Source organism: Mycobacteroides sp. CBMA 271 (assembly GCF_009729205.1).
GTDB lineage: Bacteria > Actinomycetota > Actinomycetes > Mycobacteriales > Mycobacteriaceae > Mycobacterium.
Map to the genome: position 1 here is coordinate 580,449 of NZ_VTHB01000001.1, position 20,850 is coordinate 601,298.

Genomic DNA, 20,850 nt, shown 5'->3' on the forward strand with positions numbered 1-20,850 from the left:
GGCGCGGGCACGTTGCCAAAAAATCTTTCAAAAAGTTCGAGAAAGATGGAACCGAATCGCAACCACACCCGTCGTATCTATTTACAAGGCAAAAACTGCCCGAAAACAGGCAGTGCCGGCCACCGAGAAGATGGAGGGGACATGGCAGAGGAATTGTCGGCAGATACAGACATGCTGCGTGGCGTTGCCGGTGTGCAGATGGGCATGGGCGGAACGCTCGCGGCGGTAGGCACCGCAGTAAGCATCTTTCCGGTCGCCGCGCTGGCACCGATCTTTGGCCCGATCGGCGGCCAATACCTGGGCGCCTTCGCCATGACCTCCGCCAAGCAGGGGTTGGATGTCGGCCAGCTCGCGATGGGCGTCACCGAGTCCGGTGTCAGCACCACCGTCGGTAGCAATGATTACGACGACATGGAAGACCACGGCAGCCAGAGCCTTAACTCCGTCGTCGAAGGAATCGAGGCCTGATCATGGTTGAGACCAAGCCATTCAGCAGCAGCAGCAGCCACGAGCTGTCCTCTGCGACCAACACGAACTACCCGAGCTTCGAGAACAACCCCTTCTCGTCGGGGCTGATCGGACCGGCCATGGATATGGCAGGCACCGTCGGTAACGGCCAGTTCAAGGAGGGTCAGGACCCCAGCAAGATGCTGGAGGGTGGCATGCAGGTCATGCAACAGGTCATGCAACAGGGCATGCAGGCCGGCAGCTCACTCATCGGCTCCTTCGCCGGTGCGGCGGCTCAGGCGCTGGGGCAGTTCGCCGGTATGGCAGGCCAGGCGCTGAGCAGCATGGCCACCCGCAGCGGCGCCATGGGCGCCAACGTCGGGCAGGCATCCGAGTCCACGGCGCGGGCCAGCACCCTGATCACGGAGGCCCTTCAGGAGTTCCAGCACAAGTCCGAGGCGCTGACACCGCTGATCGGTATTTTCCCGCCAGCTGCGGCTGAGCTCGTCGAGGCGGCCAGCAACTGCACCGCCAGGATCGCGGCGCACACCGCGACACTCGAGGGAGAGCTGACCGGACAGGCCGGCGAATTGGGAGGCATGGCGAGTGCCGACATGGCAAACCCTGCCACCCCCGCCTCCGGGGCCACCCAACCCGCGATGTCTGCAATGCAGGGTGGTATTCAGGCCGGTACCCAGGCGCTGTCGGGTGCCGCCAGCGGCATCACGCAGACCATGAGCTCGATGGGTCAAGGCCTCGGACAGATTCCGCAGGCCCTCACCGGCATGCTGGGCGGCGCGGGCGGTGGCAGCGGCGCAGGTGGCGCGTTGGGTGGCGCCAACATGGCGAATATCGCCAATGCAGCGTTGGCCAACCCCTTCGGTGGCGGCGGTCATGCATCCAGCACCGCGGGCGGAACCAGCAGCGGCTTGGGTGGCGCGAACGCGAGCGCGTCCAAGATGCTGCTCGACCCGCGCAGCATGGGCAAGGGCGCGCAGCTGTTCCTCCCGGACGGCAGCACCAGCCAGGCTCCGAACGCCTCCGCCGCCGAGGCAGTCCGCAAGGCGCTCAGCCAGGTCGGTGTGCCCTACGAGTGGGGTGGCACCAAGCCGGGCGTCGGCCTGGACTGCAGCGGCCTCACCCAGTGGGCCTACGGCGAATCCGGCGTCGACATCCCCCGGCTCGCACAGGAGCAGGGCGTCGGCATCAAGATCGATCAAGGATCGGTCATGCCGGGCGACCTGGCGGTGTGGGACGGCCACGTCGCCATGATCATCGGTAACGGCATGATGGTCGAAGCTGGTGACCCGGTGCAGATCTCCCCGATCCGCACCACCAATGCCGGACAGGGATTCCATGGATTCTACCGACCCACTTCCTAGTTCGGGAGTGCCACGGCCCGAGCCGCGTGCGAGCATCGATATGACAAATCGTGCTCGCACGCTGCGGGTCAAGGTCTCCGAATTCGGGCTGCCGCTTGAGGTTCAGGTCGAACCCGACATGCTCGGGCGCGGTGCGTCGGCACTGGCACGGGAGATCATGAACCTGTGTCAACTCGGTGCCGCGCGCTGCGGAGCGGCCCGCCGCGAGGAGCTCGCCGAAACCGGCATCCCGGATTACATCCTGGACAAGCTCGGTCTGTCCACGCCCGCCCAAGTCGCGGACCTCGAACTGCGCCTATCTGACGAGCAAATGGAACGGAGATCCTGATGACCGAGCCAGACCTTGCCTTCTTCCGGGCGATGGAGCAGCAGTACCAGGAGACCATGACGCGGGCTCGCGCCGGCGCCCATCATCTGAATGGTGCGGTCGACGAACTGAAAGACCTTCGCGGATGGGCACGTTCGGCGCAAGGGCATGTCGAGGCGGAAGCCGACGGCAACGGTGCCCTGACCAATCTGAAGCTGGACGATTCTGTCACCAAATTGTCGCCCAAGATCGTTGGGCAGATCGTGGTGGCCACCGCCGCAGCGGCCGCAGGCCAGGCCTTCGATCATCGCGAACGGGTCTTCGCCCAACTCATGGTGGACCTCAAGAACCCGCAGCCGTAACCGATACGGGTCCTACAACCCCGCACGATCCCGGTGTGAATCGGTAAGAAACACCGTGTTTATTGCACTCTGCCAGTCGTTTCTGAGCCGACCTCCGCGAAATGCGTACGGTTTCAAGCCCGTCGGCTGCAAGAGCGAAACCACTTCGTCGGAGGGCGTCTCGACGATCATCACCGGCTTCGACGCGGTGATCGTCGAGAGCCCGCCGCGAATGACCGCGGCTTCCATCCCCTGCACGTCGATCTTGATCACCTGAGGATCCAGGCCGAAATCGTCCAACCGGCGGACCTCCACGGGATGGCGTTGGATCCGCAGTTTGGATTCATCGAATCCGGCCATGGTTTCGGGATTCAGCCAGCCACGAGCCTCACTCTCGTCAAGGGAGGCCAGACCGTCGTACACGAAGTTGCGGTATCTGGGAACGAAGAGATCGAAAGTACCGTCGGCGTCGGACAGCCCGCAGGCGTGCACCTGCACGACCTTGCTTCCATACTTGCGTTTAAGCCGCTGAGCAAGAACAGCATTGGGCTCGAAGCTCACGATCTTTTCCGGCGATGCCGTGCGCTGTAGCGCGCAGATGCTTTGACCCCAGTTGCCGCCGATATCCACCGCCTCCGCGATGGGCCCCATACGGCTCAGGAGGTGGAATTCGGGGTCGACGCGCCATCCAAAGTATCGGGTGCCCATGTTGTACGCGCCGAACTTTAGTGGCCGGAGCCACGGCAGATAGGTTTGCGCCAATCTCAGCGCTGGCATTCCCACGTCGACACACTAGTCCAATGACGACGGAGCGATCTGCTCTCCGCTCAAGGCACAGAACACCCGAATAGCTTCCACCGGACATGATTCGGCCGCGTCGATCACCGCCGCCCCGGGCTCCACGAGCGTCGTGACGGGTCGCGCCCCGGCAGGCTCAAGAGAAAAGTGCTTGGGTGCCAAGGAAACACATTTCCCTGACGCGATGCATGCGGGCTGATCGACCATGAGTCGCCACCGGGGATCATTCACGATTCGCACTTTTCATACCGGACGCGAGTCCTCGACGGCATCTCAAATTTCGTCGACCGCCGTCACACCTACCGACCCCTCGTATCTGCACCGGTAGGTGCTCGCGGCGACCACAATGATGGGCTAGTTTGCGGTAGGGACCGACGAACATAGCGCAGTCACGCTGCGGGCACGGCCCGAAGACACAGGGTCCGTACTTAGCCCGCCGATCGCGGGAACGAGCAGAAAATATCGCTTCTGAGCGGGTCGCGCAACCTTTTCGGAATTCTCATTCCACTGTCCACCGAGCCCGTCGCCCCGTAGCCACGGCGCCCGCCGCTGATAACATCCGAGCGTGGCGCGCGAGTGGCTTCTCCTGGAATCCCTCGGCGAGGAACCAACAGTCATCGCGGCCGGCAATCAACCGCGGAATATGGTTCCGCTCAGCGCATTCCTTCGCCGCAATCGAAATCTAGGTCTCATTCGCCGGGTCATCGCCGCGGCAACCAAGGCCAACAAGGCCGCCGCGATCGGCCCACCCGACTCCGATCTGGTCATCGATGTACGCCCGGTCGCCATGCCCGACGGTCGAGTGCATGGGGTGTGGCTGTGGACGGGCGCGGCCCCGCCACCAGAAGATCCCCCCGTCGACGGCGGCGCGGTGGTCCTGAATGCAGATACCGGCGCCCTACACATGAGCGACGGTGCGGCCCTGGCCATGGGCATGGCCCCCACCGATCCTCATACCGAGATCAACATGCCTCAGCTCTACCGTTACGTGGCGCCCAATCCCGGCGAGACCGATGTCCTAGGACTCATCGTGACCGCTTCCGAGGGCATGACCTATAGCGGGACCTGGCCCGGCGTCGACAGTGACGGCAACCCCACGCTGTGTCACTTCGCAAGCCGATTGGTTCTGGAACCCAACGACCAGGGCATCCCGGAACGCCTGGGACGCGCGATCAATCTGCGAGTCGGCCGGCCCGCGCATCCCGTTCCGCTGCTTGAACAACAAGTCCTGGAGGCCACCGCCGAGCCCGGCGCATACCGCGCACTGGTCATGATCGCCTCGCGCACATTGATCAAATGGATCGATCCGCCTGCACCGGAATGGCATTGGGAGTTCGACCCGCTGGGCCGACCGAAGGTTCATCCCGATGACCAGGCGAATCTGAACTTCATGATCGATAACGCCGCGTTCGGTGCCACCGAGGCCGTCATCAGGTACCGCTGCCACGACGACAGCTGGGAATCGCTGCATTGCTCAACGCACCTGGTGCGGCTGAGCGAAGAAGCCACCGTCGCGCTCATCACCCACCGGCGTCGGCCCGCCGCGCCGCGCTAGTCACGCGATCCCGGGAGCAGGTTCGACGCCAGTGAGTTCGCCCGAAGTTGCTAACATCCGGGCATGTCCCGCAATTGGATGCTGCTAGAGACCCTGGGTGATGACCCCACGGTCATAGCCATCGGATTGCAGGCCCGCAATATGGCGCCGCTTGAGTCGGTGCTGAGCCGCAACCGGCACCGCCCACTGGTCGAGGCGGCGATTGCCGAATGTCGGAGGACGGGCGAACCGGCGGAGGCGATGACCCCGGCACGTGACCGCATCGTGCTCGTGCATCCGATATCCATGGGGCGGTCACATGTGCACGGCGTCCAGGTCTGGTTCGGGCCGACAGACCTTGAGCCACCGCGGCGGCCCATCGCCGGGGCATGCCTGGGCTCGCTGGACACCTCGCTCACCACGCTGACCGACGAGTACTTCGACGTGATGGGTTTCGACCCGGGCAACAGGTCCGCGAGGCAAGCCATCGCCGAAGGACTCGCCCCTGTTTTGCCAAGTCCGCGCAACACCGAATTGATGGCAAACGTCGTGAACCCCGAACTTCAGACGACTTTTTGCGGAACTTGTCTCGCCGCCGACTACCAAGGAAACGTCCTTCAAGTTCACTACGCCGGACGGGCATCGAAGGAAACGAATGCCGCGGGAGCCTTGGAGCGCATCAACAGGATTGTGTGCACACGGGTCGACAACACACCCGCCGAGCCGCAGGTTGGGCTGGCGCAACAGATCCTGAATGCCGTCGCCGCGCCCGGGGTGCACCGGCTACTGGTCAATGTCGACACCTTCGCTGTCCTCAAGTGGATCGACGAGCCGTTCCCCGATCTGGCATGGCGCTATGACCCCGATCAGCCCGACGACATCCATCCCGATGACAGGGCTGTGGCGCGCGCCATGCAGCAGGAACTGAGCACGGGATCGGCCGCCGGGGTGCTCCGAGTGCGGGCAGTCTCCGGAGGGTGGTTGCGAATACACGCATCCGCAACAAAATTCGCATTGCGTGACAACGCTTTTGCAGCACTTGTCACACTGACTGCCCCGCCGGCGGCAGACGCCGGACCGTAGACCTTAGTTAGCGCCGGGCGCCTCCTACGGAGACTCACGCGGTGGGTCTTTCGCTCGGGCCCCGCCTTCTGGCTAGGCTTGCCGCATGGCTGCTGACATCGTTCCCATCGGACTCGGGCTCACAGAAGGTGACGTGGTCACCCTGTGGGCCCCGCGGTGGCGCGACGCCGGAGATGAGTGGGAAGCGTTTCTCGGCAAGGACGACGATCTGTATGTGTTCGAGTCGGTCGCCGATCTGGTGGCCTTCGTGCGAACGGACAACGACAACGACCTGGTCGACCATCCCGCATGGTCAGCACTCGGGGCACTGTCGGCCGACGAGCTCGAACCCGACGACGAAAATCGCTTCGATCTGATCGGCGTGCCCGAGCTGGTCGCCGACAAGCCCAGCGAGGACGCCGTCGACACGCTGCGCGCCACGTTGGCGATCGTGGCCTCCATCGGCGCAGTCTGCGAACTGGCGCCCATCAACAAGCTCATCAACGGCAACCCGGTGCTGGCCACGTTGTCGGGCGGGGCCGAAAGCTTCACGGGCAAAGACGGATTGAAGCGGTGGAATCAGATCGGCACCATCGTCGGCAAGTCATGGGATGCGGTGGTCGACTCCATTGACGAGATCGCGGCGACGCCCGATGTCGATGAGGAGCTCTCCGCCGCTGCCGACGCCGAGCTGCTTGCCGCCGCCGAGAATGCCGTGGACGATGCGGACGACCTCGAGGACGACGAAGACCTGGATTTGCTTGACGAGGACTCCGCAACATCGGACAGCGAGAGCGCCGATGATGCGGACGACGACGAGTCTGAAGACGACGAAGACGACGAGGGCTCCGAAGACGACGCCGAGGATGATGATGCGATTCTCGGCGGTGACGAGGACTTCTGGCTGGCGGTCGGTATCGATCCCATCCAGATGATTACGAACGCAGGAACGTTCTACACGCTGCGCTGCTACCTCAACGACGAACCGATCTTCCTGGGGCGCAACGGAAGAATCAGTGTGTTCGGTTCGGAAAGGGCGCTGGCCCGGTATCTGGCCGACGAGCACGATCACGATCTGTCCGATCTGAGCACCTATGACGACATCCGCACCGCGGCCACCGACGGCTCACTGCGGATCGACATCACCGACGACAACATTTACGTGTTCACCGGGCTGGCCGACGATCTTGAGGACGGCCTCGACGAGGTGGACCGCGATCAGCTTGAGCTAGCAGTCGAGCTGCTCACGGACGTCGCCGAATACTCCGAAGAGGACAGCGTCGATGCCGAGTTGGACGGCGATACCCCGTTGGGCAAGTTGGTCGGGCACTTGCTCGAACCCGATAAGCATGACGAGCCCAAGGGTCCGTTTGCCGAGGCCGCCGAGCGCTGGCGGACGCTGGAGCGGGCCATGGAAGCGCGGCTGCGCCGGGAGTAGCCGGCCCGGCCGTCACCGTGACGGTTAGCCGATCAGGACCGCATATCCGGGTTTGATGACGTCATCGATGATGGCCAGTCGCTCATCGAACGGGATGAATGCGGATTTCATCGCGTTGATGGTGAACCGCTGCAGGTCGCTCCAGCCGTATCCGAATGCGTCGACCAGGCGCAGCATTTCGCGGCTCATCGAGGTATCACTCATCAGCCGGTTGTCGGTGTTGACGGTCACCCGGAACCGCAACCGCGCCAGCAGGTCGAAGGGGTGGTCGGCGATGCTGTCGACAGCTCCCGTCTGCACATTCGAGCTCGGGCACAGTTCCAGCGGCACCCTCTTGTCACGCAGCAGCGACGACAGCCGGCCCAAGTGAGCCGTGCCGTCGGGGTCGACGTCGATATCGTCGACGATGCGCACCCCGTGCCCGAGCCGGTCGGCACCACAGAAGGCGATCGCCTCGTGGATTGACGGCAATCCGAATCCCTCACCGGCATGGATGGTGAACCTGGCGTTGGCATTCCGCATGTACTCGAAGGCGTCCAGGTGCCGGCTCGGCGGATAACCCGCCTCGGCTCCGGCGATGTCGAACCCGACGGCGCCCCGGTCGCGGAACTTCACGGCCAGCTCGGCGATCTCGCGCGAGCGCGCGGCGTGGCGCATCGCGGTGACCAGGGTGCGCACCGTGATGCGCTTGCCCGCAGCGCGCGCCGCCCGCTCCCCGTCGGCGAATCCGGCCAGCACGGCATCCATCACGTCATCGAGGGTGAGACCGGCCTCGATATGCAGCTCGGGTGCGAAACGGACCTCCGCGTACACGACACCGTCGGCCGCGAGGTCTGCCACGCATTCGGCGGCAACGCGGTGCAGCGCGGACGCCGTCTGCATCACCCCGACCGTGTGCGCGAAGGTCTCTAGGTACTGCTCCAGCGAGCCGCTGTCAGCGGCAGTACGAAACCACGAGGCCAGGGCACTCTCATCCTCGACAGGCAGGTTCTCGTACCCGGATTCCCGCGCCAGTTCCAGGACGGTGCCGGGTCGTAGTCCCCCGTCGAGATGATCATGCAGAAGCGCCTTGGGAGCCTGGGTGATTGACACCAAATCGAGTTCGGCCGTCACACCCCGATCCTATCGATGATGAGCGCGGTGGCGGGCGGCGCCGCACCGATGGACCAACCACCGTCTAACGCGTCGAGCGCGGCAGGCAGACGTTCGGGGGTGTCGGTGTACAGCGTGAACAGCGGTTCCCCCGCGATCACCGGCTCGCCCGAGCGCCGGTGAATACGCACCCCGGCACCGTGTTGCACCGTTTCACCGGGACCGCTGCGGCCGGCCCCGAGCCGCCACGCGGCAATCCCGACCGGCATCGCGTCGATGCGGTGCATGACGCCACTGGATGGGGCGAGGATGGTCTCCTGGCACCTCCCTACCGGCAGCGGGGCCGACAGGTCGCCGCCTTGGGCACGAATCATCGCCCGAAACACATCCATCGCAGTGCCGTCAGTCAAGGTCGTCGCCGGATCCTTGCCGTCGACGCCCGCGGCGGACAACATCTCGCGGGCCAGCGCCACGGTCAGCGCGATAACGTCCTCGGGGCCTCCCCCGGACAACACATCCAGCGACTCCTGCACCTCCACCGCATTTCCCGCGGTGGCTCCGAGCGGCGTATCCATCGCGGTGAGCAACGCGGTGGTGGCGACCCCGTGCGCGGTGCCCAGTTCAACCATTGCCGAGGCCAATTGGCGGGCCCGCTGCTCGGATTTCATGAACGCACCCGCGCCCACCTTGACGTCCAGGACCAGCGCGGCGGTGCCCTCGGCCAGTTTCTTGCTCATGATCGACCCGGCGATGAGCGGTATCGATTCCACGGTACCGGTGATATCGCGCAGCGCGTAGAGCTTTCGGTCGGCGGGGGCCAATGACGCGCCGGCGGCACAGATCACCGCCCCGACGTCGGAAAGCTGGTGTCGTATCTCGTCATTGGTGAGGTCGACCCGAATGCCCGCGATCGACTCGAGTTTGTCGAGAGTGCCCCCGGTGTGCCCGAGTCCGCGCCCGGAAAGTTGGGGAACTGCGGCCCCGCAGGCAGCGACGACAGCCACCAGCGGCAGGCTGATCTTGTCCCCCACCCCTCCCGTGGAATGTTTGTCGACGGTCGGACGCGACAGGCCTGACAGATTCAGACGCTCGCCGGAGGCGAGCATCGCCGCGGTCCACGCCGACGTCTCCGCGGTGTTCATACCGCGCAGGTAGATCGCCATCAGCAGGGCGGCGACCTGTTCTTCACCGATGTCACCGCGGGTGTATGCGCCGATCAGCCAATCAATGGCGCCGGTGCTCAGTTCACCACCGTCTCGCTTGGTCGCGATGATCGATGGCATATCGAACGCGAAGGCATGCGATGAGCCGCTTGCGCGAAGAGCATCAGAATTTGCCATCAGATCCGGCCGCGGTCTAAATCTTCGGGGCCGAAGGCCTCCGGGAGCAGCTCGGCTAGACGTCGCGGCGCATCCGCGTGATCGATCAACAGATCAGCGCCCCCATGTTCGAGAAGTAGCTGACGGCACCGACCGCAGGGCATCAGCGGCTCGCCACGCGAATCAACACATGAGAGCGCCACCAACCGCCCGCCGCCGGTAGAGAACAGGGCGCAGACCACAGAACACTCCGCGCAGAGACCCAGCCCATATGAGACATTCTCCACATTGCAGCCCACGATCGTCCGACCGTCGTCGACCACTGCGGCCGCACCTACGGGATACTTCGAGTAGGGCGCATAGGCGTGCTCAGTCACCGCATATGCCTTGCCTCGCAACTCATTCCAGTCGATCAGCATGATCGGGACACCTCCCTGTCGACGGCGCGAGATCTCGCCCGGTCACTTCTTTGCTCGTGCAAGGTTTACCTAACTTACTTTGGAGTACGGCACATTTCGAGGCTTTTTGGCGCCTTACGGCCCCTACACGATTTCGGCGGCACATTGAGTTGGGTTTAGAGTTCCTGTGACGGTTCGCCGACCACCGTTGGGCCATCGGATGCGTGTCATGGTCGCCTCCAGCAGGCGCACTGCCCGCGCCATGTGGCCCCAGTCCACCATTGGTGTTGGAGGCCAGCTTGACCACCGCTACGAGCGAAGGTAATCGCCTTAAGCGATCGCTATACCGTGGCGATCCAGGAATGTGGTCCTGGGTCCTACATCGCATTACCGGCGCCACAATCTTCTTCTTCCTTTTCGTCCACGTCCTGGACACCGCCCTGATGCGGGTCAGCCCCGAGGTCTACAACTCGGTGATCGACACCTATAAGACCCCCCTCGTGGGCCTTATGGAACTCGGGCTGGTGGCCGCGGTGCTGTACCACGCACTCAACGGTGTACGCGTCATACTCGTCGATTTCTGGTCCAAGGGTCCGCGCTATCAGCGGCTCATGCTGTGGATCATCGGCGCTGTCTGGTTCGTAGTGATGGTTCCAGCGGCCGCCCGGCTGCTGATGCATATGGCGGAGCGATTCCTATGAGTAATCCCCAAACCGGATCCCATACGAGCACCCGCGCCAGCGGCCGTCCGGCTCCCGTGATGGAGCGCGACTACGACCGCCCTGCCGCACTGGACAATCCACGCGCGCCCCGGCGGGCGTCGGGCATGCCCAACTTCGAGAAGTACGCGTGGATCTTCATGCGGCTCTCTGGCATCGTCCTGATCTTCCTGGCGCTGGGCCACTTGTTCATCATGCTGATGTGGGACAACGGCGTGTATCGGGTGGACTTCAACTTCGTGGCGCAGCGCTGGTCGAGCCCGTTCTGGCAGACGTGGGACCTGACGATGCTGTGGCTCGCTCAATTGCACGGCGGTAACGGGATGCGCACGATCATCGCCGACTACACCCGTAAGGATTCGACCCGGTTCTGGCTCAATTGCCTACTGGCACTGTCGATCATCTTCACGGTTGTGCTCGGCACGTACGTTCTGCTGACCTTCAATCCGAACATCGGTTAGGGGCGCTTTCGACAATGGCCATAATTCAGGAACATCGGTACGACGTCGTCATCATCGGCGCCGGCGGTGCAGGCATGCGTGCCGCCGTGGAGGCCGGACCTCGGGTGCGGACCGCAGTGCTCACCAAGCTGTACCCGACGCGTAGTCACACCGGCGCGGCCCAGGGCGGTATGTGCGCCGCGCTGGCCAACGTCGAGGAAGACAACTGGGAGTGGCACACCTTCGACACCGTCAAGGGCGGCGATTACCTCGCCGACCAGGACGCCGTGGAGATCATGTGCAAGGAGGCCATCGACGCCGTCCTGGATCTCGAAAAGATGGGCATGCCGTTCAACCGGACACCCCAGGGCCGGATCGACCAGCGCCGCTTCGGTGGTCACACCCGCGATCACGGTAAGGCGCCGGTACGCCGCGCCTGTTACGCCGCGGACCGTACCGGACACATGATCCTGCAGACGCTGTACCAAAACTGCGTCAAACACGATGTCGAGTTCTACAACGAGTTCTACGCGCTGGATATCGCGATCACCGAGACCGCCAACGGTCCCGTGGCCACCGGCGTCATCGCCTACGAGCTCGCAACCGGTGACATTCACGTATTCCATGCCAAGGCAATCGTTTTCGCCACCGGCGGCTCGGGACGTATGTACAAGACGACGTCCAACGCACATACCCTGACCGGCGACGGCCTGGGCATCGTGTTCCGCAAGGGACTCCCGCTGGAAGACATGGAGTTCCACCAGTTCCACCCGACGGGTCTTGCCGGACTGGGCATCCTGATTTCCGAAGCCGTACGCGGCGAAGGCGGTCGCTTGCTCAACGCCGACGGCGAGCGCTTCATGGAGCGATACGCGCCGACCATTGTCGACCTGGCACCCCGCGATATCGTCGCGCGCTCAATGGTTCTCGAAGTGCTTGAGGGTCGCGGCGCCGGACCGAACAAGGACTACGTCTACATCGACGTGCGTCACCTCGGCGCCGATGTGCTGGAAGCCAAGCTGCCGGATATCACCGAATTCGCCCGCACCTACCTGGGCGTCGACCCGGTCACCGAGCTGGTTCCCGTCTACCCGACCTGCCACTACGTAATGGGCGGCATCCCGACCAACATCAAGGGGCAGGTGTTACGCGACAACGACAACGTCGTCCCCGGCCTGTATGCCGCAGGTGAATGCGCGTGCGTCTCGGTGCACGGCGCCAACCGGTTGGGCACCAACTCGTTGTTGGATATCAACGTGTTTGGGCGCCGAGCAGGTATCGCCGCCGCCGAGTACGCCGAGGCCCACGACTTCATCGAACTGCCGGAGGACCCGGCGACGATGGTTACCGGGTGGGTAGCCGATGTGCTGTCCGAGCACGGCGACGAGCGGGTGGCCGACATCCGCACCGAACTGCAGCAGTCGATGGACAACAACGCCGCGGTGTTCCGCACCGAGGAGACCCTCAAGCAGGCGTTGCAGGACATCCACCGACTCAAGGAGCGGTACAGCCGAATCACGGTGCACGACAAGGGCAAGCGCTACAACAGCGATCTGCTTGAGGCCATCGAACTGGGCTTCCTGCTCGAGCTCGCCGAGGTGACCGTAGTGGGAGCGCTCAACCGCAAGGAGTCCCGAGGCGGACATGCCCGCGAGGACTACCCGGACCGCGATGACACCAACTACATGCGACACACCATGGCTTACAAGGAAGGTGCCGACTTACTTTCTGACATCCGGTTGGACTACAAGCCCGTCGTCCAGACCCGGTACGAGCCGATGGAACGGAAGTACTGACGATGAGCCGCTTGCGCGAAGAGGAGACCGGACAGTGACTGCGGTTATCGAGAAAGATCAGTCGAGCGATCCCGTAGGTCCGCCGTTGCCCCCAGTCCCCGAGGGCGCGGTCATGGTGGAGCTCAAGATTCAGCGGTTCAACCCGGAGGACCCGGACGCCGCCGGATGGCAGAGTTTCCGGGTGCCGTGTCTGACGACGGACCGGCTGCTGAACCTGTTGCTGTATGTGAAGGGCTACCTGGACGGCACGCTGACCTTCCGCCGGTCCTGCGCGCACGGTGTGTGTGGCTCGGATGCCATGCGAATCAACGGTGTCAACCGGCTGGCCTGCAAGGTGCTGATGCGGGATCTGCTGCCCAAGAACCCGAAGAAGACGCTCACCATCACCATCGAGCCAATCCGCGGTCTCCCGGTGGAAAAGGATCTCGTGGTCAACATGGAACCCTTCTTCGACGCATTCCGCGCCGTGAAGCCGTTCATGATCACCAGCGGCAACCAGCCGACGCGCGAGTACATCCAGAGCCAGACCGACCGCGCGCGTTTCGATGACACCACCAAGTGCATCCTGTGCGCGTGCTGCACCACCAGCTGCCCGGTGTTCTGGAGCGACGGCAGCTACTTCGGTCCCGCGGCGATCGTCAACGCGCACCGGTTCATCTTCGACAGCCGCGATGAGGCCGCCGCCGAGCGTCTGGACATCCTCAACGAAATCGACGGAGTGTGGCGCTGCCGCACCACCTTCAACTGCACCGACGCCTGCCCGCGCGGTATCGAGGTCACCAAGGCGATCCAGGAGGTTAAGCGCGCGCTGATGTTCGCGCGCTAGCCCCAGCCGCCTTACCGCCGAGTGTGAGCCCTGCTGCTCACACTCGGCGTTTTTGTCGCAGCAGAGCTCACACTCGGCAACTGGCTGATCGACGGTCTGTCACACATTCCTAGGCTGCCTCGTCATACGGGTATGACTGACACATCCGGCAAGACGACACGCATCGAACCCATTGCCCCGCGGAATGCCACCCTGCTCACCCGCATCATGTATCGATTCGCCAAGCGGCGATTCGGCGAAGTGCCCGAGCCGTTTACGGTGATCGCTCATCACCCCAAGTTGATGCGGGCCGCCGCGATGCACGAACAGATGCTGGGCAGCGCATCCAAAGTGCTGCCGGCCAATGTGCGTGAACTCGCTGTGTTTTGGACTGCCCGCACGGTGGGCTGCTCATGGTGTGTGGACTTCGGTTCCATGCTGCAACGTCTGGATGGCTTAGATGTCGAACGCCTCAAGGCCATTGACGACTATGCGACCTCTCCCCTGTTCACCGATGACGAGCGCGCCGCGATCGCCTACGCGGACGCGATGACCGGCAATCCACACAACATCACCGACGAGCAGGTCGAGGATCTGCGGCGGCGGTTCGGAGACGCCGGGGTGATCGAGCTGAGCTATCAAATCGGCGTCGAGAACATGCGCGCCCGCACCTACGCGGCACTGGGAATCACGGAGCAGGGCTTCAACTCTGGTGATGCCTGCCGAGTTCCGTGGGCCAGCCAGGAGATCAGCCGCGACGCCTAGCTGCGCGCCAGCGGTGAGCCGGTGAACTTGTCGGGATTGCTCACGTCCCAGACGGCCAGCACCTTGCCGTCCCGCACCGTGTAGGCACTCACGCGGGGCAGCACCGGCCTGAAGTTCGGGTCGGTGTCTGTCTCCATGAGATACATGCCGAACTGACCGTTGACCAAGGCAGGATTGATCGCCTGCATCATCTGCGGGCCGTAGCGCTCCATGAGCCCCAGCAGGAAACGTGCCACCTTGTCGGGGCCACGGATGACCCGGACAGCGGTCGGCGCCTTGCCGTCGGAGTCTCCCGTCATCGTCACATCGGGATGCAGCAGCCGCACAACCGCTTCCACGCTGCCCGACATGAGGGCCTCCAACAGCTTGCCCACCACCTCGTTGTGGTCAGCATCGGCCACCGGTTCCGGGGTGGCGGCCACCGTGCGTCGCGCACGCGATGCCAGTTGGCGCGCGGCGGCGTCGCTGACACCAAGAGTTTCGGCAATCTGCTTGAAGGGCACCGAGAATCCATCATGCAGGACAAAGGCGACCCGCTGATCGGGTGCCAGCCGGTCCAGCACCACCATGGCCGCGAAGCGCGCGTCCTCGCTGGCCACCAAGGCGTTCAGCGGATCGTTGCCGTCCAGGCCGGTGACCACCGGCTCCGGAAGCCATTCCCCCACATAGGTTTCTCTGCGATACACGGCCGATCGCAACCTATCGAGCCCGAGCCGGGACACCACGGTAGTCAGCCAGGCCGGCAGGTCTTCGATCTCGTCTGTCGCGGAATGCCAGCGCAGCCACGCGTCCTGAACGATGTCCTCGGCGTCGGCGACGCTGCCGGTGAGCCGATAGGCCACCGCCTGCAGACGTGGACGTAGCGCTTCGAACTCGTCGGTGCGCTCTCGAACCTGACCAGCCACCACCTCAGCGTAGGCCCGCGACTACGGATGCGGATCGCTGAGGCAATAGGCGACGCCCGGCGCCGGGGTGGGGAATGCTTCCATTGACTGACCTGGCGGGCAAATCAATGGCGGCCCATGCCCATCGACTCGTTTTTCGACTTTGAGGTGGACTCTCGGATCGGTGCACGATGCCATCTTTGCGGGCGCATCAGCCACCGGGTGCGATCCGTAGCCCGGCCACAGGTAGCACATTCCCTCGCGAAGATTTTTCGCCAGACAGATTGGCGAAAGCGCTGCCCCGCCCGTCACATACGAGCGATAGGCCACATTCGGGCAGGCGAACGCCGACGACGAAGCCACCCGGAATACTGCGTGAGGGTCGGCGCAGTCCGTGACGAGGATCGGCATCCACACCCGGTCATCAAAAGTCTTGACGCACTGTCCAACCTGGAACAGCGCAGCGTGGACATTGGTGCTGCCGTGTGAACTGCTGGTCCTGGGCGGCAGATTGTCGTGCGTACCCGTCACGATGTAGGCGACGATTCGAACTAGGACAAACCCGCCAACGAAAACCATCCACCTCCAGCTCCTCCTCCTCTTCTGCTCCGGAGTCTGTTGCTCCCGAGTCGGGGAGCTCAGCTGGTTGTCCAGATATGCGTCCCACCTCGGTGCCGGTTTGTCCGCGACGGTGCTCTGACCGAGCCTAAATACCCATGTGACCCCCGCCCAGGCCACTACCGCGGCAACCCACACCCCCGGAATCAGCACTAACACCAAACACACCATGGCAATTGGATGCCGTGTCGCGAGCCACAGGATCGGCAGCGAACCGGCGACAAGAATCCATCCGACCAACCGCCTAGCCAGCTTCACGGCCTTCGCGAACATCGCGCGCAGCGAGGACCGAACCCTCAGCAGAGCCTCTGCCAGCAGAGCGAAGCTCGCGGCCGAAAATCCGATGGGCACGGCCCTGGACCACCAGGTGTCGGGAACCGCATGGAGGGCCAGCAGGATCGTGGCGATCCCGCTGGGCACGGTGAGCAGCAGTGGGAACAGCAAAGCACGATTGAACGCCGCCGCTACCACCTGCCGAACGTTCGGCGCGCGCTGCGGGTCGAGGCGCAGCGCGTGGCGCATCTTGTCGAGCCCGGAGCTTCGAAGAGAGCGCATGGCTTGATCGCCAGCGAGCGCCGTCATGGCCGTGGTGTCTTCCGGATCCAGCTCAAGCGCTGTCCGCCAAGCCCTTTCCCGGATCTCCCGGTGTTCGGGTTCGCTATGCAGGAAGCCAATCATCCGGTGGAATGCGGGTTCCTCCGGCCGCAATGCCACCGCCCGCCGCGCAGCTTCGCGCGCCTCGCGCTTCTTCTTCTCATTCGCTTCGGAACCCCGTGGCAGCGCGATGGCGGCAACGTTGAGCGCGGCAGCGAGCTGATAGTGGTTCCAGCCGTCCCCCGAGTCCAGAGCCACTGCACGCCTGGCAGCCTTCGTTGCTCGCACGGGCTGGTCCACTCCGATGAGCACGACGGAGCGCAACCGGTGCAGGTAATCCCACTCCGGGCTCTCGGTAACCAGCTGGTCGACCATCGGCAACGCTGCCCGCTCTTCGTCCACGGCAATCAGACAGCGGACAAGCAGAATCCGCAGTACAGCGCTCTCCGGGGTAGCCGCCAACGCCTCTTCCGCGAGACGCTTCGCGTCCGCTGGGCGGCCGATATCGAGCATGGCCTCAGCATGTTGATAACCAGCCATCCTCGGAGCCCCCCGCCCTTGATTGCACACACCTCAGACTGGCGCACAGAAACCAGAACCTACTCCATCTACCAGCATTTAGTCATTTCCCGGCAAATCCGAAAGCGAGGAAGCGGCGTGTTGAACGTGTCGTTTCCTCAGCGCCTCCAAGCATCGCCTGAAAGACAGAAGTCATACTCTTCCCCATGGCCAAGCCGTCGATCGATCCCATCCGCTGGCAGCCGCCCGGAGTGCGGGCGCTCACCCTGAATCCGCAGCCGCTGCCGCCACTGAGCATCGTCGCGTTGCCCGGCCACGGCCCCGAGGATGTGGTGGCCGACGCCGCCGGAAACATCTGGACGGGCGTGGTGGACGGCAAGATCCTGCGGATCGCTCCCGATGGTTCCGAGGTCACGCACGTGGCCACCACCGAGCATCCACCGCTGGGCCTGCAGATCGCGCGGGACGGGCGAGTGTTGATATGCAGCCGAGACAAGGTGCTGGCACTCGACCCAGCTTCCGGAGATATCGAGCCGCTGGTCACCAAGGTCGACGGGCCACCACTGATTTTCTGCTCCAATGTCACCGAGTCATCGGACGGCACAATCTATTTCAGTGAATCAACGGCACGCTTTCCGTTCGAGGAGTATCGCGCCGCCGCCATCGAGGGTCGGGGCACAGGGCGGGTGTTCCGTCGCGACACCGACGGCACCGTCACCACCATCGCCGACGGCCTGTACTTCACCAACGGTGTCACCTTGACAGCCGACGAATCTCGGTTGGTGTTCGCCGAGACCATTGGGCGCAGGTTGAGCAGCATCGCCCTCCATGGGGCGCAGCAGGGTGAGATATCCCGACTGGCAGAGGAACTGCCGTGCATGCCGGACAACATCAGCACCGGCGCCGACGGTCGCATCTGGGTAGCCATGGCGGGACCACGGAACGCCGCACTCGAGCAGCTGGTGCCCCGAGCACCCATTCTGCGAAAACTGATCTGGAAACTACCGGATTCCATCCAGCCGACGATCGCGGCCGACGCCTGGGTTGTCGCCTTCCACCCCGAAACCGGTGCAACGCTCGCGAACCTCCGGGGCCAGGACAACAGGCTGCAAACCACAACCGGAGTCGTTGAATCGGCCGGCAAACTCTGGTTCGGCTGCATCGGCTCTTCCGCCGTCGGCCACATTGACCTCGCCGATATCGCACCGGCCGGGCACTGAACTCACAAGTCACATACGACACAGCCGTAACATCCCCCAGTTCAGGGTGGTGTTCGCCTACTGTGGCGAAGCGATGATCACCTGGACTTCTGCGACACGTCTCGCGGCGGCCACCGCCGCCGGGTTGATCGTTGCCGCCTTCCCGCTGAGCACCCCCATGGCTTCCGCCGAGCCGGGATTCACCCCGCCGGACACCAGCGGGTGCCCGTACAAGGTCGTCACCCCGCCCGCGGTCGATTCCTCCGAGGTCCCTAAAGCCGGCGGCGACCCGCCCGCGCCGCTCCCGCTGCCCGCCAAGCCCATCGGCGGCGACATGCTCGGACGCTGCGATGTGATCACCGCCGACGGAACCGGCCCGATACCCAATGACGTCTCCGCAGAATCCTGGATGATCGCCGACTTGAACACCGGAAATGTGGTGGCCGCCAAGGACCCCCACGCCCGGCACCGGCCCGCCAGCGTCATCAAGGTGCTGGTCGCCATGGACGCCATCAACAACCTCAACCTCAACCAGGCAGTGGTGGGGACCCAGGACGATGCGAACAGCGAAGGCACCAAGGTCGGTGTCGACGTCGGCGGTACCTATACCGTCCGGCAGCTGCTCACCGGTCTGCTGATGAACTCGGGCAACGACGCCGCGCACGCGTTGGCGGTTCAGCTCGGCGGCATGGACGCCACCGTCGGCAATCTGAACGAGATGGCGCAGAAGCTCGGCGCGCGCGACACCCGGGTGGCCACCCCGTCCGGTCTCGACGGCCCCGGCATGAGTACCTCTGCCTATGACCTTGGCCTGTTCTATAAGTACGCGTTCGCCGATCCGACGTTCGCCGATCTCGTATCGGCGCCGAAGGCAACCTTCCCCGGTCACCCGGCCAAACCCGGTGAACCCGACGCCCATCCGGCGTACGAAATGAGCAACGACAACAAGCTGCTCTACAACTACCCGGGCGCTCTCGGCGGCAAGACCGGATACACCGACGACGCGCAACAGACCTTTGTGGGCGCCGCCGAGCGCGACGGCCGGCGGCTGGTGGTCACCATGCTGCGCGGTACCCGGCTACCGATCGCGCCGTGGGAGCAGGCCGCCCATCTGCTCGACTATGGTTTCTCGACCCCCCGGGACACCTCGGTGGGCAAGCTCGTCGACCCCGACCCGTCGCTGTTGACCAAGCCGCATGCCGATGACACTGCCACCGCCCAGGCCGCCGGTCTCACCACCGACGCGGTAAACAGCGTCCCGGTCCGGGTGGGCGTGACGATCATCGGTGCGATGATCGTGTTCGGTCTCATCCTGGCGGCCAGGTCGCTCAACCAGCGGGCCCAGACCTAGCCTTCGCGACGTCAAACTAGTCGCGGCCTCGGCCCAGCCATGAAATACCCAGCGCACCAAGCGCTCCGGCACTCACCGCGGCGATCACGCCGAGCGTCGACGGCCGCGAGCTCGTCTCCAGCCGAGTCGAGATGATCGCCGGCTGCGGCGGCAGCACCGGTGCCATCAGCATGGCGCGCTCGGAGGTCGCCGCCCACGCCGTGGCGTACAGCAGCAACCTCGCGGTGATGTAGGCAAACACCATGATGCCCAGGATCGGGCCGAACGTCGATCCGGCAGGGCCGTGCATGATCACCTTGAGATAGATCGAGGCGACCTGTTTGAACAGCTCGAAACCGATCGCTGCAATGAGTCCGGCGCGCGCCGAGCTCGCGAAGGGCAGTCGCTGGCGCGGCAGCCGGGCGATCATCCAGGTGAACAGCGCCCAGGACACCACGATGGCCACCGTGACGGTCGCGAGTTTGAGCAACGGGGCCGGAACCGAGACGTCGTGCAGCCCCACCCAACCGAGTATCCGCATGATGGTTGCCTCGTCGCCGACGGCCGTCACCGCAATGGTGAGCGCGAGCGCAAGGAACGTAGAAGCCAAGGCCAGCAGGTCCGACAGCTTGCCCTTCACGAACCCGACCGATTCGTCCGGCTGCTCCCACATGGCAGTGAGCGCCTCGCGCACATTGGCCATCCAGCCCAGCCCCGCCCAGGCCGCCGTCGCCAGGCCGACAAGGCCCAGACTGGCGCGCGAGGCAATCGCGGTATCCATCAAGTTGATTAGCTGATTGCCCACTTCGCCGGACACCGTCTCGCTGATTCGGGTACGTAACTCCGCAATCGTCTCCGGCTGGCGCGACAGCACGAAACCGGCGACCGCAAAACCCACCATCATGAGCGGGAACAGCGCAAACACCGTAAAATACGTGATTCCCGCGGCGTAGAAGTTGCCCTTGACGTTCTGATAGCGCTCTTGCATGCGCATGACGTGGTCGAACCAAGGAAACCGCGCACGATAGCGGTCAAGTATTCCGGGTTTATTGTCGTCGGCCAC

At 64.1% G+C, this 20,850-nt stretch carries 22 protein-coding genes; 14 read left to right on the plus strand and 8 right to left on the minus strand.

Annotation, left to right across the window (positions count from 1 at the left end):
• The first annotated feature begins 141 nt into the window (after positions 1-141).
• The 4 genes from FZI91_RS02870 to FZI91_RS02885 are packed head-to-tail and all read left to right on the plus strand — an operon-like array spanning position 142 to position 2,498.
• A complete protein-coding gene (locus FZI91_RS02870; protein WP_155937117.1) occupies positions 142-468 on the plus strand; it encodes a hypothetical protein in 327 nt (108 codons plus the stop codon).
• Positions 469-470: 2 nt separating this feature from the next.
• The gene (locus FZI91_RS02875; RefSeq protein ID WP_155937118.1) at positions 471-1,829 is read left to right on the plus strand and encodes a C40 family peptidase; all 1,359 of its coding nucleotides are present in this window, start codon (positions 471-473) and stop codon (positions 1,827-1,829) included.
• Positions 1,804-2,157, plus strand: a complete 354-nt coding sequence (locus tag FZI91_RS02880) for a hypothetical protein (RefSeq protein ID WP_155937119.1) — start codon at positions 1,804-1,806, stop codon at positions 2,155-2,157. Before FZI91_RS02875 ends, FZI91_RS02880 begins: the two co-directional genes overlap by 26 nt.
• Positions 2,157-2,498, plus strand: coding sequence for a YbaB/EbfC family nucleoid-associated protein (locus FZI91_RS02885; protein WP_155937120.1), 342 nt, complete (start codon positions 2,157-2,159; stop codon positions 2,496-2,498). The genes FZI91_RS02880 and FZI91_RS02885 overlap by 1 nt, the downstream gene beginning before the upstream one ends.
• Positions 2,499-2,510: 12 nt before the next feature.
• Here FZI91_RS02885 and FZI91_RS02890 read toward each other — a convergent pair whose 3' ends face one another.
• Together FZI91_RS02890 and FZI91_RS02895 are read right to left on the minus strand one after the other, a co-directional pair.
• Positions 2,511-3,254, minus strand: a complete 744-nt coding sequence (locus tag FZI91_RS02890) for an FkbM family methyltransferase (RefSeq protein ID WP_239001671.1) — start codon at positions 3,252-3,254, stop codon at positions 2,511-2,513.
• A gap of 15 nt (positions 3,255-3,269) precedes the next feature.
• A complete protein-coding gene (locus tag FZI91_RS02895) occupies positions 3,270-3,506 on the minus strand; it encodes a ferredoxin (protein ID WP_203448783.1) in 237 nt (78 codons plus the stop codon).
• A gap of 334 nt (positions 3,507-3,840) precedes the next feature.
• Between FZI91_RS02895 and FZI91_RS02900 the strand changes: the two genes are divergently transcribed.
• The 3 genes from FZI91_RS02900 to FZI91_RS02910 all read left to right on the plus strand — a co-directional run bounded on the left by FZI91_RS02900 (position 3,841) and on the right by FZI91_RS02910 (position 7,309).
• Positions 3,841-4,830, plus strand: a complete 990-nt coding sequence (locus FZI91_RS02900; RefSeq protein ID WP_162525713.1) for a GAF domain-containing protein — start codon at positions 3,841-3,843, stop codon at positions 4,828-4,830.
• A gap of 63 nt (positions 4,831-4,893) precedes the next feature.
• Positions 4,894-5,892, plus strand: a complete 999-nt coding sequence (locus FZI91_RS02905; RefSeq protein ID WP_155937122.1) for a GAF domain-containing protein — start codon at positions 4,894-4,896, stop codon at positions 5,890-5,892.
• An 85-nt stretch (positions 5,893-5,977) separates the two neighbouring features.
• The gene (locus tag FZI91_RS02910) at positions 5,978-7,309 is read left to right on the plus strand and encodes a primosomal protein (protein ID WP_155937123.1); all 1,332 of its coding nucleotides are present in this window, start codon (positions 5,978-5,980) and stop codon (positions 7,307-7,309) included.
• A 24-nt stretch (positions 7,310-7,333) separates the two neighbouring features.
• Here the strand turns inward: FZI91_RS02910 and FZI91_RS02915 are convergent, their stop codons facing one another.
• From FZI91_RS02915 to FZI91_RS02925, 3 genes are read right to left on the minus strand one after another with little or no spacing between them, the layout of a single operon-like run.
• Positions 7,334-8,422 (minus strand): adenosine deaminase, encoded by a 1,089-nt coding sequence (locus FZI91_RS02915; protein ID WP_162525712.1) that lies wholly within the window; start codon positions 8,420-8,422, stop codon positions 7,334-7,336.
• Complete coding sequence (locus FZI91_RS02920) at positions 8,419-9,741, minus strand: thymidine phosphorylase (protein ID WP_155937124.1); 1,323 nt, start codon at positions 9,739-9,741, stop codon at positions 8,419-8,421. The genes FZI91_RS02915 and FZI91_RS02920 overlap by 4 nt, the downstream gene beginning before the upstream one ends.
• The gene (locus tag FZI91_RS02925; RefSeq protein WP_155937125.1) at positions 9,741-10,139 is read right to left on the minus strand and encodes a cytidine deaminase; all 399 of its coding nucleotides are present in this window, start codon (positions 10,137-10,139) and stop codon (positions 9,741-9,743) included. Before FZI91_RS02925 ends, FZI91_RS02920 begins: the two co-directional genes overlap by 1 nt.
• Before the next feature lie 341 nt (positions 10,140-10,480).
• On the opposite strand from FZI91_RS02925, the gene sdhC reads away from it, so the two are divergent.
• The 5 genes from sdhC to FZI91_RS02950 all read left to right on the plus strand — a co-directional run bounded on the left by sdhC (position 10,481) and on the right by FZI91_RS02950 (position 14,643).
• Positions 10,481-10,819, plus strand: a complete 339-nt coding sequence (sdhC, locus tag FZI91_RS02930; protein WP_239001662.1) for a succinate dehydrogenase, cytochrome b556 subunit — start codon at positions 10,481-10,483, stop codon at positions 10,817-10,819.
• Complete coding sequence (locus FZI91_RS02935; protein ID WP_155937126.1) at positions 10,816-11,298, plus strand: succinate dehydrogenase hydrophobic membrane anchor subunit; 483 nt, start codon at positions 10,816-10,818, stop codon at positions 11,296-11,298. The genes sdhC and FZI91_RS02935 overlap by 4 nt, the downstream gene beginning before the upstream one ends.
• Before the next feature lie 20 nt (positions 11,299-11,318).
• Positions 11,319-13,073, plus strand: coding sequence for a succinate dehydrogenase flavoprotein subunit (gene sdhA, locus FZI91_RS02940; protein WP_162525759.1), 1,755 nt, complete (start codon positions 11,319-11,321; stop codon positions 13,071-13,073).
• 112 nt (positions 13,074-13,185) lie between these two features.
• Positions 13,186-13,899 carry a succinate dehydrogenase iron-sulfur subunit gene (locus tag FZI91_RS02945; RefSeq protein WP_239001670.1) on the plus strand — a complete coding sequence of 238 codons (714 nt, stop codon included), beginning with the start codon at positions 13,186-13,188 and terminating at the stop codon, positions 13,897-13,899.
• 132 nt (positions 13,900-14,031) lie between these two features.
• Positions 14,032-14,643: a carboxymuconolactone decarboxylase family protein gene (locus FZI91_RS02950; protein ID WP_155937128.1), complete on the plus strand. Its 612-nt coding sequence runs from the start codon at positions 14,032-14,034 to the stop codon at positions 14,641-14,643.
• Here the strand turns inward: FZI91_RS02950 and FZI91_RS02955 are convergent.
• Together FZI91_RS02955 and FZI91_RS02960 are read right to left on the minus strand one after the other, a co-directional pair.
• Entirely contained in the window at positions 14,640-15,548 is a 909-nt protein-coding gene (locus FZI91_RS02955) for a sigma-70 family RNA polymerase sigma factor (RefSeq protein WP_162525710.1), read from the minus strand. The two genes, FZI91_RS02950 and FZI91_RS02955, sit on opposite strands and share 4 nt — an antisense overlap.
• 21 nt (positions 15,549-15,569) lie before the next feature.
• A complete protein-coding gene (locus tag FZI91_RS02960) occupies positions 15,570-17,279 on the minus strand; it encodes a tetratricopeptide repeat protein (protein ID WP_239001661.1) in 1,710 nt (569 codons plus the stop codon).
• A 185-nt stretch (positions 17,280-17,464) separates the two neighbouring features.
• Here FZI91_RS02960 and FZI91_RS02965 point away from each other — a divergent pair, with 185 nt between their 5' ends.
• Both FZI91_RS02965 and FZI91_RS02970 read left to right on the plus strand, forming a co-directional pair.
• A complete protein-coding gene (locus FZI91_RS02965; protein WP_155937129.1) occupies positions 17,465-18,478 on the plus strand; it encodes an SMP-30/gluconolactonase/LRE family protein in 1,014 nt (337 codons plus the stop codon).
• A 73-nt stretch (positions 18,479-18,551) separates the two neighbouring features.
• Positions 18,552-19,808: a D-alanyl-D-alanine carboxypeptidase family protein gene (locus FZI91_RS02970; protein ID WP_155937130.1), complete on the plus strand. Its 1,257-nt coding sequence runs from the start codon at positions 18,552-18,554 to the stop codon at positions 19,806-19,808.
• A gap of 16 nt (positions 19,809-19,824) precedes the next feature.
• Here the strand turns inward: FZI91_RS02970 and yhjD are convergent, their stop codons facing one another.
• Positions 19,825-20,850: an inner membrane protein YhjD gene (gene yhjD / locus FZI91_RS02975; RefSeq protein ID WP_162525709.1), complete on the minus strand. Its 1,026-nt coding sequence runs from the start codon at positions 20,848-20,850 to the stop codon at positions 19,825-19,827.